This window comes from Clostridium sp. HBUAS56017 (assembly GCF_007115085.1).
Lineage (GTDB): Bacteria > Bacillota > Clostridia > Clostridiales > Clostridiaceae > Clostridium > Clostridium cibarium.
Genome location: NZ_SULK01000001.1, coordinates 278,020 through 292,424 on the forward strand (window position 1 = coordinate 278,020; position 14,405 = coordinate 292,424).

Sequence of the window (14,405 nt, forward strand, 5' to 3'; positions counted from 1 at the left end):
AAAAAAGGTTGGAAAACTTCAAGTTTTCCAACCTTTTACTTAGTTAAATTTCAACTTTTTTAATCTTTCTGCTGCTTCAATAACATTTTCCTTTAAAGCAAAACAACTAAGACGGAAATATCCTTCTCCATTTTTTCCAAATCCAACCCCTGGAGTACCTACTATATTAGCTTTCTCTAATAATAAATCAAAGAAATCCCAAGATGACATATTATTTGGACACTTTAACCATATATATGGAGAGTTTTCTCCTCCAATATAGGTAATTCCAAGCTCTTTTAAAGTTTCTCCAAGTATATTTGCATTATTTTTATATATGTCTATTACTTCCTTACACTTTGCTCTACCTTCCTTGGTAAATACTCCAGCAGCTGCCTTTTGTACTACATAAGGAACTCCATTAAACTTTGTAGTTTGTCTTCTAAGCCAAAGTTTATTTAATTGAACATCTTCACATCTTAAATCCATAGGTACAATTGTATACCCACATCTTAATCCTGTAAATCCAGCTGTCTTTGATAAAGAACATATTTCTATAGCACATTCTTTAGCTCCTGGAATTTCATAAATACTATGTGGTATTTCATCATTTCCTATAAATGATTCATAAGCTGCATCAAATAAAATTACTGCATTCATTTCCTTTGCATATTCTACCCATTTAGTTAGTTGGTCTCTATTATATACAGCTCCGGTAGGATTATTCGGCGAACAAATATAAATAAGATCAGCCTTAACATTATAATCAGGTAAAGCTAAGAAATTATTATCTATGTTACTATCCATATAAATAATCTTTCTTCCACCCATAACATTTGTATCTACATATGCAGGATAAACTGGATCAGGTATTAATACTACATTATCTTGTGCAAAAATATCTAGTATATTTCCTAAATCACTCTTAGCTCCATCACTTACAAAGATTTCATTTACATCTAAATCAACTGAAAACTCTTTATAGTAGTCTTGAAGCACTTCTCTTAAAAATGCATAGCCTTGTTCTGGTCCGTATCCTTTAAAAGTTTCTATAGAAGCCATATCTTTAACGCCCGACTCTAGCCCCGCAATTACAGGTGCACTTAAAGGAAGTACGACATCCCCAATCCCTAATGATATTACCTTTTTATCTGGATTATCTTCTTTAAACTTATTGACCTTTTGAGCAATGTTTGAAAATAGGTAACTATCTTCTAGCTCTAAAAAATTCTTATTAATTTTTAACATCTTAATCCTCCTTTGCAGCTTTTACTAATCCTACAAATAATGGATGTGGCCTATTTGGACGAGATAAGAACTCTGGATGATATTGAACTCCTACAAAGAATTTATGATCTTTAAGTTCTACCGCCTCAACAAGTCTTCCATCTGGTGAAATTCCACTTAGTGTTAAGCCATTTTCTATGTATTGTTGTCTATATTCATTATTGAACTCAAATCTATGTCTATGTCTTTCTTGAATAAGTTCTTCACCATAAAGTTCAAATAATCTACTATTTTTATCTACCTTACAAGGGTATGCACCTAAACGCATTGTTCCTCCTTTAGATTTAACACCAACTTGGTTGTTCATTAAATCTATTACTGGATAATTCGATATCTCATCAAACTCTCTAGAATTTGCATGCTTGAATCCTAAAACATTACGTCCATATTCTATAACTGCAACTTGCATTCCTAAACAAATTCCAAGGAAAGGTAAGTTGTTTTCTCTAGCATATTTAACAGCTTCTATCTTACCTTCTACACCTCTGTTACCAAATCCACCAGGAACTACTATACCCTTACATTCTTTTAATATATCTTTAACAGTTTCTTTAGTTATTTCTTCACTGTCAATCCATTCAATTGTAACATTCACAGCATTTTCATATCCAGCATGCTTTAAACTTTCAACTACTGATATATAAGCATCATGTAATTGTACATACTTTCCTATTATACCTATCTTTATTTCTTCTTGAGCTTCTTTAATCTTTTCTACTAAAGCTGTCCATTCATCTAGTTTACATTTTGTATCTTTTATACCAAGTTCTCTACAAACAATTTCTGAAAAATTGCTCTTTTCAAGCATTAATGGTGCTTCATAAAGCACTGGCACTGTACTATTTTCAATAACACAATCTCTCTTTACGTTACAGAATAATGCTATTTTATTCTTAATATCCTCTTTTAAAGGTATATCACATCTACAAATGATTATATCTGGATTTATTCCAAGACCTTGCAATTCTTTAACACTGTGTTGTGTTGGCTTAGATTTTAATTCATCCGACCCCATAATATAAGGAACTAATGTAACGTGAATAAATAAACAATTTTCTCTACCAACTTCAAGAGATACCTGTCTTATAGCTTCTAAAAATGGAGTTGATTCTATATCACCAACAGTACCTCCAATTTCAGTTATTATAATATCACTATCTGTAACATCCCCAACTGAATATACTTGATTTTTAATTTCGTTCGTAATGTGAGGAATTACTTGAACTGTTTCACCAAGATAATCTCCTTTTCTTTCCTTATTTAAAACATTCCAATAAACTTTACCTGTAGTTATATTAGAATACTTGTTAAGATTTTCATCTATAAATCTTTCATAATGACCTAGGTCTAAATCTGTTTCTGCTCCATCATCTGTTACAAACACTTCTCCGTGTTGAAAAGGGCTCATAGTTCCTGGGTCAATATTAATGTATGGATCAAATTTTTGAGCTGTTACTTTTAATCCTCTACTTTTTAATAATCTACCCAAAGAAGCTGCCGTTATCCCCTTTCCTAATCCTGATACAACACCGCCAGTTACAAAAATATACTTCTTATTCATAATTAATTAAATCCTTCCTTCAAAAACAAATTCCGCTGGGCCAGTCATATAAACAAGGCCATCAGATAAATATTTTATCTTTAAATCTCCCCCCAAAAGTTTTACTGTAATATCTTCATTGATCTTACAATATTTATTTAGTACAGATGCTACTACTGCTGCGCAAGCGCCTGTTCCACAAGCATAAGTTTCCCCACTGCCTCTTTCCCATACACGCATTTTTATGGTTTTCTCATCAATAACTTGTATAAATTCTGTATTAATTCTTTCTGGAAACAGAGGGTGATTTTCAAATTTTGGCCCTATTTTCTCTATTTCCAAATCATCAATATTATCCATATATATAACGCAATGAGGATTTCCCATTGACACACAAGTTATCCCTACTTCTCTATTATCTACTGTAATCTTCTCATTTACAATAATATCTTTATCTAATAAAACAGGTATATCTTTGGGATTTAAGATTGCTTTTCCCATATTAACTTCTACCTGCATTACTTCATTATCTTCAACGAAAAGTTTAAGTGTCTTAATGCCTCCTAGTGTTTCTAAAGTTATTACATCTTTGTTAGTAAAACCTTTTTCATAAACATATTTAGCAATACATCTAACTCCATTTCCACACATTTTACCTTCTGAACCATCAGCATTAAACATTCTCATTCTAAAATCCGCCAATTTTGACGGAAGAATTAAAATAATACCATCTCCTCCAACTCCAAAATGTCTATCGCTAAGTTTTATAGACAATTCTTCAGGATTTTGAATTTCTTTTTCCATACAGTTGAAATAAAGATAGTCATTACCAATTCCATGCATCTTAGTAAATTCCATAACTACACTCCTAAATAATTTATTATTTTATCAGCTACTTCTCTTCTAGTCAACCTAGCATCCATAGCTTGCTTTTCCAAATATTTATGTGCTTCCTCTTCTGTCATATTATTATATTGAATAAGCAAACACTTGGCTCTATCAATTTTCTTAATATCTTCTACTTGTTGCATTAATTTATTTTTTTCATTTTTAAGAGCACTAAACCTCCTTAATGATGTAAAAACAAATTTTACGCCTTGATGAAATATTGATTTAGTAAAAGGCTTTGGTATAACGAAAATTCCATACTCTTCAACCTTAGCAGAAACCAAATCAGCATTTTCTGACTTTACAACTAAGATAACACCACTGCTACCACTTCTAGACAACTTGATAGCAAAATCACTACCAAATTCATCTTTAAGAGGTGTATCTACTATTATTATGCTATAGTTTTCATGTATTAATCTTCTTCTAGCTGATCCACTATTCCCTTCAGTGTCAATATGGACATACCCCATACTCTTTAGATTTTCAGTATATACCTTTGTTCCTTTATCTGAACTACACACTAATAGTATTTTATCCATATAACACCTCCCAAACTCAAAATTTTAATTAAAGTCTATAAAAATAATTACTAATCTCCCATTCACTTACTTCATCGTGAACTGTACATTTACTTTCATAATCTGACCATTCTTTAAGTTTAATTTTTAAGAATTTATTATATACAAATTCTCCTAGCACTTCTTTAACAAAATCACTATTTTTCATTATATGAAGAGCTTCATTAAGATTTGAAGGTAATTTATCAAATTTATCAACTTCTATATTATCTATATTACTATAAAGATTTCCTTCAACAGCATCTGGAAGAACTCTTCTCTTTTTAATACCTTCCATTCCAGCATAAATTAAAAGAGAAAATGCTATATATGGATTGCAAGTACTATCTGGACTTCTTAGTTCCATTCTACTATACTCTCCTCTTGAAGCTGGTATTCTAATTAATTGGGATCTGTTTTTGTGAGACCACGTTACATACTTAGGGGCTTCAAAAGAACCAAATCTTTTGTACGAATTGATTGTAGGATTTAATACTGCAGTAATTTCCTTAATTCTATACATTATTCCAGCTATAAACCCTTCTGCCACCTTATTATGCACTCCATCATTATGAAATAGATTTTTATCTTCCTTAGATATAGATAGATTAATATGAAGACCTGAACCGCTCTTATTAAGCAAAGGTTTTGGCATAAAGCTAGCATGAAGTCCATTTAGACTTGCTATTGTTTTTATAACATTCTTAAATGTTATAAAATTATCTGCTGAACTTAAAGCATTATCATGCATAAAGTCAATCTCATTTTGACCAGGCCCTGATTCATGATGAGAACTTTCTGGAGTTAACCCCATCTCTTCTAATGTTAAACAAATTTCTCTTCTAATATTTTCACCCTTATCAAAAGGTGCTACTTCAAAATATCCTGCACCATCATGGGGAATCAATATAGGTTCTCCTTCGTCATCAGTCTTAAATAAATAAAACTCACATTCTGGACCAACCTTAGCTGTATAACCTAATTCCCAAAGCTCTTGTACAGCTTTCTTTAATATATTTCTACAATCACCTTTAAAGATTTCCCCTTCTGGAGTTCTTATATCACAAAAAAATCTAGCAACTCTTCCTTCTTGAGGTCTCCAAGGAAGTATTGCCAATGTTGAAGGGTCAGGGAACAAAAACAAATCTGACTCTTCTATATTTAGAAATCCCTTTATCGATGACGCATCAAAACATATTCCATGAAGAAAAGCCCTCTCTAATTGAGATGCCATTATAGATATACTTTTCAACTCTCCACAGACATCACAAAATTGTAACTTTATAAATTTAATGTCATTCTCTTCAATAAATCTTAATATTTCAGCAATTGTTTGATCCATGTAACTACCTCCTTATTTCTTTATTTTTATTAGAGTTTTCTTAACTCAAAGCTCTAAATAACACACTTCAAAATACTTTGCCAGCTTTTATCATTTATTATTATACCATTAATAATGGTAACTCCAAGTATGTTTAAGTATAATTTTCTTTCATAATTGTATCATCTAAAATAAAATAAGCAACTAAAAATTTTAGTTGCTCAAAAAAATAACCACAATCTATTTAAAATCAATTAAAAAACTGGTCTACTAATAAACACTCCCAAAAAGCGTAATTTATAGAACCCCATTGTTCATATAACAATTCTATTAAAAACCTAATTTTTTGTCAATATTTTTTTTAATTCTATTGCATTTTAGCAATTTGAATTATATAATGTTATTAACAGCAAGGGCGCTGTACACTACTAGGTGTACAGCGCCCTTTTTTATTAAGGAGGAATCTTGATGGATAATAAGAACTATGTACCAAATTTATTTGGAAGTATGGTATTCAATGAAAATACTATGAAAGAACGCTTACCTAAGCAAACTTATAAGGATTTAAAAAAAGCTATTGAAAATAATTCCGAACTTAATCTTGAAATAGCTAATGTTATAGCTAATGCAATGAAAGATTGGGCTTTAGAAAAAGGTGTTACACATTTCACTCACTGGTTCCAACCAATGACAGGAATAACTGCTGAAAAGCATGATGCATTTATTCAACCTACTGCTGATGGAAATATAATAATGGAGTTCTCTGGCAAAGAATTAATAAAAGGTGAACCAGATGCATCTAGTTTCCCATCTGGTGGATTAAGAGCTACTTTTGAAGCAAGAGGATATACTGCTTGGGATCCTACATCTTATGCATTTATAAAAGATAATATATTATGTATACCTACAGTATTTATGTCATATACAGGTGAAGTATTAGATAAAAAGACTCCTTTACTTCGTTCAATGGAAGCACTAAACAAACAAGCTTTAAGAATATTAAAGTTATTTGGAAAAGATAATGTTAAGAGAGTAACTACCACTGTTGGTCCTGAACAAGAATATTTCCTAGTAGACAAAGAATACTACTCAAAAAGACTAGACTTAATGTTAACTGGAAGAACTCTTTTAGGTGCTAAAGCTCCTAAAGGTCAAGAATTAGAAGATCACTACTTTGGAAATATAAAAACAAGAGTAGCTGCATACATGGAAGATTTAGATAGAGAATTATGGAAACTTGGTGTATTAGCTAAAACAAAGCATAACGAAGTTGCTCCAGCTCAACATGAATTAGCTCCAATATTTGCTTCTACAAATATTTCTGCAGACCACAACCAATTAACAATGGAACTTATGAAAAAAATAGCTGATAAACATGGTTTAGTTTGCCTTTTACATGAGAAACCATTTGAAGGAATCAATGGTTCTGGTAAGCATAATAACTGGTCTCTTTCTACAGACCTTGGAGAAAATTTATTAGACCCAGGTAAGAAACCTGAAGATAATGTACAATTCTTAACTTTCCTTTGTGCTGTAATAAAGGCAGTTGATGAATATCAAGATTTATTAAGAATTTCTGTTGCTAACGCTGGAAATGATCATAGATTAGGTGCAAATGAAGCTCCACCTGCTATAGTATCAATATTCCTAGGTGATCATTTAGAAGCAGTTCTAGAATCAATAGAAAACAGTTCTGTTTACGCTTCAGAGAAAGCTACTAAAATGGAACTTGGAGTTGATATAATTCCTAAATTTACAAAAGATACTACTGATAGAAATAGAACTTCACCATTTGCATTTACAGGTAATAAATTTGAATTTAGAATGTTAGGTTCAACTTTCTCAGTATCTGGTCCTAACATAGTTTTAAACACTATAGCTGCAGAAGCTTTAGAACAATTTGCTGACACTCTTGAAGCAGCTCCTGATTTTAAGACCGCTTTAGATGATTTAATAAAATCTACTATACAAAAGCATAAGAGAATTATATTTAATGGAAATAACTATTCTGACGAATGGGTTGAAGAAGCTGAAAAAAGAGGTTTATTGAATCTTAAAACTACAGTAGATGCTCTTCCTCATTTTGTAGATGAGAAAAATATAGCTTTATTCGAAAAGCACAATATTTTCACAAATGTTGAAATGCACTCAAGATATGAAATACTTCTAGAAGAATATTCTAAAGTACTTAACATCGAAGCTTTAACTACTGTTGATATGGTTAGAAGACAAATTCTACCTGCAGTAACTTCATTCATGAAAGAATTGAGTGATACTATTATTAGCAAGAAGTCAGTTGGCTTAAGTACTAGCTGCGATATGGAAAAGGGTACTTTAACTCAAGTTTCTACATTTGCAAACAAGCTATATGAAGAAGTTGAAAAGTTAAACACTTTACTGACTAAAGCAGAAGAACGTAAAGATGCATATGATAATGCAAACTTCTATAAATCAGAAGTAATTCCTGCTATGGAAGCTACAAGAGCCGCTTGTGATGGTCTTGAAGTGTTAGTTGGAGAAAATTACTGGCCAATACCAACTTATTCTGATTTAATCTTCAGAATATAGTTCATATCATTTATAGAAAAAAGCAGATGGCTTAGAGTCATCTGCTTTTTTCTATATTATAAATTTCCAATAATACTATTCTTTCTAATTCTTAACGAAATTATGCAATTCCTTATATATTCCACCTAACTTCATAAGTTCTTCATGTGTTCCTTTTTCCTCAATTCCTTTATCAGTAAGCACAATGATTTCATCTGCATTTCTAATAGTAGATAATCTATGTGCAACTACAATAGTAGTTCTACCTTTACATAATTCATCTAAAGATTTCTTAATATAATATTCTGTAGTATTATCAAGAGCCGAAGTCGCTTCATCTAAAATAAGAATAGGAGGATTCTTTAAAAATACTCTAGCAATAGAAATTCTTTGTTTCTGTCCACCTGAAAGCTTAACTCCTCTTTCACCTATATAAGTATCATATCCTTCATCAAGACTTAATATGAATTCATGAATATTAGCTCTTTTAGCAGCTTCATAAACTTCCTCATCACTCGCCTCAAAATTTCCATACATTATGTTTTCTTTAATTGTTCCTGTAAATAAGAAAACCTCTTGCTGCACTATACCTATATTTTCACGCAATGACTTAATTGTAATATCATAAATACTTTTATTATCTATAAGTATGTCACCCTTGTCCAAATCATAGAATCTAGGTATTAAGCTACAAAAAGTTGATTTTCCTCCACCTGATGGGCCTACCAATGCAAGCATCTTACCTTCTTCAATATTTAAAGATAATCCACCTAAAATTTTATTATCCTCATAACTGAATTCAGCATCTTTAAACGTTATTTGTCCTTTAACATCTACTAAATCTTTAGCTCCTTTTTTCTCTTTTTCCCTATCTTCACTTAGGATTTCCATATATCTTTGAAAACCTGTCATACCACTTTGGAATTGTTCCATAAAATTAATTAACTTCTTAATAGGATCAGTGAATATTTTTATATATAATAAATAAGCAAAAAAGTCGCCTAATCCTATTATATTATTAAATGTAAATAATCCACCGATTATTAATGCAACATAGTTTAAAATATCTATAGAGAAAGTTGCTCCTGAAAAATATTCTGCCATAACCTTATAGGCCTTTTCTCTAGCATTTATGAAATTTTTATTTCCTTCTTCAAACTTAGCTTCCTCAAACTCATGAGAGACAAAAGCTTTCGAAACTCTAATTCCAGAAATACTATTTTCTAAACTAGCATTAACTACACCTGTCTTTACTCTTGTTTTTAGAAATGAATCATTCATTCTTTTTCTTTGTTTCATCGTAAATATAACTATTATAGGTATAAATGCAAAGATTATTAATGTTAAAGGAATATTTATGGTACATAGTATTCCAAATGATCCAAGTAACATTACTATGGAAATAAATATATCTTCTGGTCCATGGTGGGCAAGTTCTGATATTTCCATTAAATCATTTATAATCCTAGACATTATATCTCCAGTTTTATTATTATCGAAATATGTATTTGGCAATCTTTGAAGATGGTTAAATATCTCACGTCTCATATCACCTTGCATTCTAACTCCAACAACATGTCCCCAGTACTGCATGAAATATCCACATATAGCCTTTATTATAAACAATATAATAAGTGTTATTGCAAATACTATTATCATCCTCATTTCTTTATTTGGAATTGAATTATCAACCAACTCCTTGGTCATCATTGGATAAACCAAATCACAACCAGCTGCCACCAAAGCTGCTATTAAATCAATAAAAAACAACTTCTTATACGGCTTATAAAAACTAACAAATTTTTTAAACATATATCCCCCTCCTATTTATTTCATCTATATAAGTTTTAATATTTCCTCTTTATCTTCTTGTATTTTTTCTGTGAAGACCCCTCTAATAGAAAATGGCTTTCCTCCTAAGACAAAAATATTTCCATTCATGTATATAGCCTCATCCACATCATGAGTAACAAATATGACCATTCTCTCTTCTTTTTTCAATATTTGTGTTAATTCCTTCATTATAGAATATTTAGTTTTATAATCAAGGGATTTAAATGGTTCATCCATTAAAATTAATTTTGAAGGCTTTAAAAGAGCTCTTGCTATATTAACTCTCTGCCTCATCCCCCCACTTAATTTCTCTGGATATTTCATCTGAATATTTTCTAAATGCAAGAGTTTAAAGGTCTCATTTATTTTCTTCACCCCTTCATCCTTTGAAAAATAATCATATATAAACAATTCCATATTTTCTTTAATGTTAAGCCAAGGAACTAATCTATCTTCCTGAAATATATAACTTATATCATCTTCATTAATTCCAACTATCTCTCCTGAATCTTTTTTAAGTAATCCTGATAATATATTAAGAAGAGTACTCTTCCCACCACCAGATTCACCAATTATTGAATTTACACTTTCAGAAGTAAAAGAAATATTAAAATTATCAAATACTATTCTATCCCCAAAGGACTTACATAAATTTTTAATTTCTATCTTCATGTTTCCACCTATAAACTTTTTTAATGACTAATTTGTTTAACAAATCAAACGATACAGATAATATAGCTATAATTATAACCCATGCAAAAATTGCATTTGTGTTAAAATTCATCTTTTCAACTTGAATTGATGAGCCTACGCCATATTTAGGCTCACCATAAACTTCGCCTGCTATTATAACTTTAAATGCTAGAGAAAATGTAGACATTAAAATTCCTGTAATATAAAACCCTATAACTGGCATATATATTTTCTTAACCTTTTGCCATGTTGAAATCTTATAAACTTTACACATATCCATAAGTTCTTTATTTATATTATTGATTGAGCTTATAACACCTTCATAGAGTATAGGAAATACTATAAAAAAACTTACTATAAAAGGTGCCTCTTCTTTCTTGAACCAAATAAGTGCAAGCACAATCAAAACCATTGTCGGTATAGTTTTACCTATTGAATTTAATGGCTTTAGAAAACTTTTAAAAACGGGGTACATCAAAGATAGCACCCCAAACACTATAGCTAAAATTAAAGCTATAAGAAAACTAATTAAAGTCCTGCTAAGACTAAATAAAATATTTTTAAAGAAATCATCTTTAACTAAGATTTCCTTTATGGAAAACAATACATTCTCAACTCTTGGAAGATATATTTCATTATTCATTTTTATTGCTATTATCTCCCACAGAATGATTAATACTATACAAGCTATTATTCCCTGTATTTTATTTTTCCATGTAAACTCCTTCATCTGGAACCTTTCCTCCTATAGTCTTAGGATCTAAATCATTCAATTTATTAAAATAAGTATTATATTCTTTATATGAATCCTTAATTGATACATACTTTATATTTGCCTTTTCCACAGCTTTTGAAACCATATCCTTATTAACAGACACTCCAATTTCCTCACAATATGATGGTAAGTCATAATTGTTGTCAGAAGCAAATTTACAGCTTTCTTCCAATTTATTTAAAAACTCTTGGATAAATTTATTATCCTTTTCAACCAAATCCTTCTTCACTATTAAAGTTGATTGTGGAAAACCATATTCCGAGTTATATGCCTTCTTCCATTCTTCATTAAAGTCCATCAGTATTTTAGTATCTTGCTTCTTACTTAATACTTGTGATAATGCTGGTTCTGGGACAACAGCATAATTTGCCTTTCCAGCCATTATGGCTGGTGTAAGTTCTGTAACACCATTAACATATGAAAAATTGAAATCTGACTCTATATTATATCCTTTTTCTTTTAGAACTATTTTAGTAATTAGATCTGGAGTCAATCCTTTGCCAATATTAAAAATTTCTTTTCCTTTTAATTGTTCTAATGAACTCTCACTTTTAGCAGAAACTAAATAAAATGATCCCCATCCTATAGTTCCTGCAATTACATAACCAGCATTTTTATTATATTGTGTAGCAGCTACATTTGATGGAACTATTGCTATATCCGTTTCTCCTTTTAATACCTCAGAAACTATATTTTCTGGAGTCTTCTCAATAGAATATTCTATATTGTATCCTTTTTCTACTTCTGGTTTTTCCTTCATAAGCTTCGCTGTTGCCATTGCTGTTAATCCATCTGGAACTACTGCTTTTATGTTTTTTGTTTCCTTAGGCTGTTCATTTGATGAACATTGGGTAAATACTCCTAAAGCAAATATTATTGATAGTATTAGTGCGAATTTCTTCTTCATTATTATTCCTCCCTTGGATTTTATATAGTATATGATACTACAATTGAGATTAGTTGTCACTCAAACAGCTCTTAATCTTGATAATAGAGTAGTCAAAAAACTAAAACAAAGAGCTCTCTCTTTAAATAAGAAAGAACTCTTTCAAAATCATCTATAAATATCTACTATTAATCCTTGAATTTCATCTATTGTAGCTGCAATATCCAAGTTCTCTTTTTCATCCCCAAGAAGTGCGTCCGTAAGCTCCTCAAGCTTTAAATCAACAGTATCAACGGTTATAAAATATTGAGTTTGCCAGAAACTTATATCTTTTTTGGTATCGTACATAAATTGCAAAACAGATTCTAAATACTCTTTTATAAGCTTTTTATACATTCTAACATCAGCATATGTCTTTGTTAGAACAAGCCTATTACCCTTTTTTCTTATATCATCACACATCTTTTTAAGCTGTTCTTGAGATTTTCTATCCCTTGCCTGATTAAAGCTTTGTGAGAAATCTCTTCTACCTGGTACGACTTTTCTCTCTTCATCACGAGTTATAGTATTTCTCGAAACTCTCCCAATCTCCATACTACCATTCCTTTCTATACTGCTAATTATAACAAAAATAATTAAATTAAACTATATACTATTACCAATAAGAAAATATTTTCCTCGTTATTTCTAATATAAATGTATATAATAATTATTATAAACAAAAACCAAAGGAGAAATTTATGAAATCTTTTAATGAATTAAACTTAAATAAAAATTTAATAATAGGTCTAGAAAAACAAGGCATTAATATCCCTACAGAAATTCAAGCTTTAACAATTCCTGAAGCTCTTAAAAATAAAGATATTATAGGCGAAGCACATACTGGCAGCGGGAAAACCCTAGCATTTGTTCTTCCTTTATTTCATAAAATCAATACAGAAAAAAGAGAAATGCAAGCCCTTATTTTAGCTCCAACTCATGAACTTGTAATGCAAATTGATGCTCAAATTAAGTTGCTTGCTAAAAACTCTGAAATTCCTGTTACTTCATTATCTATAATCGGAGATGTTAACATCGATAAGCAAATTAAAAAACTTAAGGAAAACAAACCACATATAATAGTTGGTTCAACTGGTAGAATTCTTGACTTAATAAAGAAGAAGAAGAAAATAACCGCTCATACTATTAAAACTATAGTTATCGATGAAGCTGATAATCTTCTGGACAACACTAGTTCTGCAATGGTTAAGGATGTAATTAAGACTACTATGAAAGATAGACAACTCATGGTATTTTCTGCTACCATAAACGCAAGCACCTTATCTACTGCTAAGGAACTTATGAATGAACCTGTAGTATTTAAAAGTAATAAAACAGTATCTTTAAATCCAAATATAGAACATATTTTTATAGAAGTAGATCCAAGGGATAAATTTGAAACATTACGAAAACTCATAATTGCTACAAACCCAGATAAAGCCTTGATATTTGTAAATAAAGGTTACGAAATTAATATGATATCTGACAAATTAAATTTTCATAACAAGGCTGCTTTTGCTATTCATAAAGGCATTAGTAAAGAGCAAAGACAAAATGCTATTGAAAGTTTTAGAAATGGCAAAATAAACATCCTCGTTTCTTCAGATATTTCAGCAAGAGGATTAGATATAGAAGGCATAACCCATATCATTAATTTAGATTTTCCTTCTAATGCTAATGAATATCTACATAGAGCTGGCAGAACTGCTCGTGGTAAAAATTCCGGATGCACAATTTCATTAGTAACTTCAAAAGAAAAAGCAGCCGTTAGAATATATGAACGAGAATTTGGAATAGAAATTAAAAGGAAAAGATTATATCACGGAGAACTAAAATAACTATAATTTTTATAAAAAATGAACTGTCTAAGTAGAAATTTAAAATTTTCTTTTAGACAGTTCATATTGTATTAACCTGTAAAGTAATTTAATTCCCCTCATTATGTCCTTCCCTAGAAAATCCAAACAAAGCTTATCTGTGGGCTTCTCATCCTCCTTAAAATACTTTTTCATGTTTAATACGTTTAATATGTCGTTTACCTATTCATCTTATTTTAC

Annotated in this window: 12 protein-coding genes; 2 read left to right on the top strand and 10 right to left on the bottom strand. The window is 30.4% G+C overall.

Annotated features, from left to right (window positions below):
- Positions 1-39: 39 nt before the first annotated feature.
- From FAY47_RS01520 to glnA, 5 genes are read right to left on the bottom strand one after another with little or no spacing between them, the layout of a single operon-like run.
- On the bottom strand, positions 40-1,227 hold the full coding sequence (locus FAY47_RS01520) for an LL-diaminopimelate aminotransferase (RefSeq protein ID WP_143314630.1): 1,188 nt from the start codon (positions 1,225-1,227) through the stop codon (positions 40-42).
- Between the two features lies 1 nt (position 1,228).
- Positions 1,229-2,827 (bottom strand): CTP synthase, encoded by a 1,599-nt coding sequence (locus tag FAY47_RS01525; protein WP_143314631.1) that lies wholly within the window; start codon positions 2,825-2,827, stop codon positions 1,229-1,231.
- A 6-nt stretch (positions 2,828-2,833) separates the two neighbouring features.
- Entirely contained in the window at positions 2,834-3,664 is an 831-nt protein-coding gene (gene dapF / locus FAY47_RS01530) for a diaminopimelate epimerase (RefSeq protein WP_143314632.1), read from the bottom strand.
- Positions 3,665-3,666: 2 nt separating this feature from the next.
- On the bottom strand, positions 3,667-4,236 hold the full coding sequence (locus tag FAY47_RS01535) for an ANTAR domain-containing protein (protein WP_143314633.1): 570 nt from the start codon (positions 4,234-4,236) through the stop codon (positions 3,667-3,669).
- A gap of 28 nt (positions 4,237-4,264) precedes the next feature.
- Entirely contained in the window at positions 4,265-5,596 is a 1,332-nt protein-coding gene (gene glnA, locus FAY47_RS01540) for a type I glutamate--ammonia ligase (RefSeq protein WP_143314634.1), read from the bottom strand.
- 447 nt (positions 5,597-6,043) lie between these two features.
- Between glnA and FAY47_RS01545 the strand changes: the two genes are divergently transcribed.
- Positions 6,044-8,143, top strand: a complete 2,100-nt coding sequence (locus FAY47_RS01545) for a glutamine synthetase III (RefSeq protein ID WP_143314635.1) — start codon at positions 6,044-6,046, stop codon at positions 8,141-8,143.
- A gap of 84 nt (positions 8,144-8,227) precedes the next feature.
- Here FAY47_RS01545 and FAY47_RS01550 read toward each other — a convergent pair whose 3' ends face one another.
- From FAY47_RS01550 to FAY47_RS01570, 5 genes are all read right to left on the bottom strand, one after another.
- Positions 8,228-9,934 carry an ABC transporter ATP-binding protein gene (locus FAY47_RS01550; protein ID WP_143314636.1) on the bottom strand — a complete coding sequence of 569 codons (1,707 nt, stop codon included), beginning with the start codon at positions 9,932-9,934 and terminating at the stop codon, positions 8,228-8,230.
- Between the two features lie 24 nt (positions 9,935-9,958).
- Complete coding sequence (locus FAY47_RS01555) at positions 9,959-10,627, bottom strand: ABC transporter ATP-binding protein (RefSeq protein WP_143314637.1); 669 nt, start codon at positions 10,625-10,627, stop codon at positions 9,959-9,961.
- The gene (locus tag FAY47_RS01560; RefSeq protein WP_143314638.1) at positions 10,611-11,378 is read right to left on the bottom strand and encodes an ABC transporter permease subunit; all 768 of its coding nucleotides are present in this window, start codon (positions 11,376-11,378) and stop codon (positions 10,611-10,613) included. Before FAY47_RS01560 ends, FAY47_RS01555 begins: the two co-directional genes overlap by 17 nt.
- On the bottom strand, positions 11,353-12,330 hold the full coding sequence (locus FAY47_RS01565; RefSeq protein ID WP_143314639.1) for an MqnA/MqnD/SBP family protein: 978 nt from the start codon (positions 12,328-12,330) through the stop codon (positions 11,353-11,355). The genes FAY47_RS01560 and FAY47_RS01565 overlap by 26 nt, the downstream gene beginning before the upstream one ends.
- Before the next feature lie 147 nt (positions 12,331-12,477).
- Positions 12,478-12,903 (bottom strand): YaaR family protein, encoded by a 426-nt coding sequence (locus FAY47_RS01570; protein WP_143314640.1) that lies wholly within the window; start codon positions 12,901-12,903, stop codon positions 12,478-12,480.
- Between the two features lie 146 nt (positions 12,904-13,049).
- Here FAY47_RS01570 and FAY47_RS01575 point away from each other — a divergent pair, with 146 nt between their 5' ends.
- Positions 13,050-14,186 (top strand): DEAD/DEAH box helicase, encoded by a 1,137-nt coding sequence (locus FAY47_RS01575; protein ID WP_143314641.1) that lies wholly within the window; start codon positions 13,050-13,052, stop codon positions 14,184-14,186.
- Positions 14,187-14,405 lie beyond the last annotated feature (219 nt).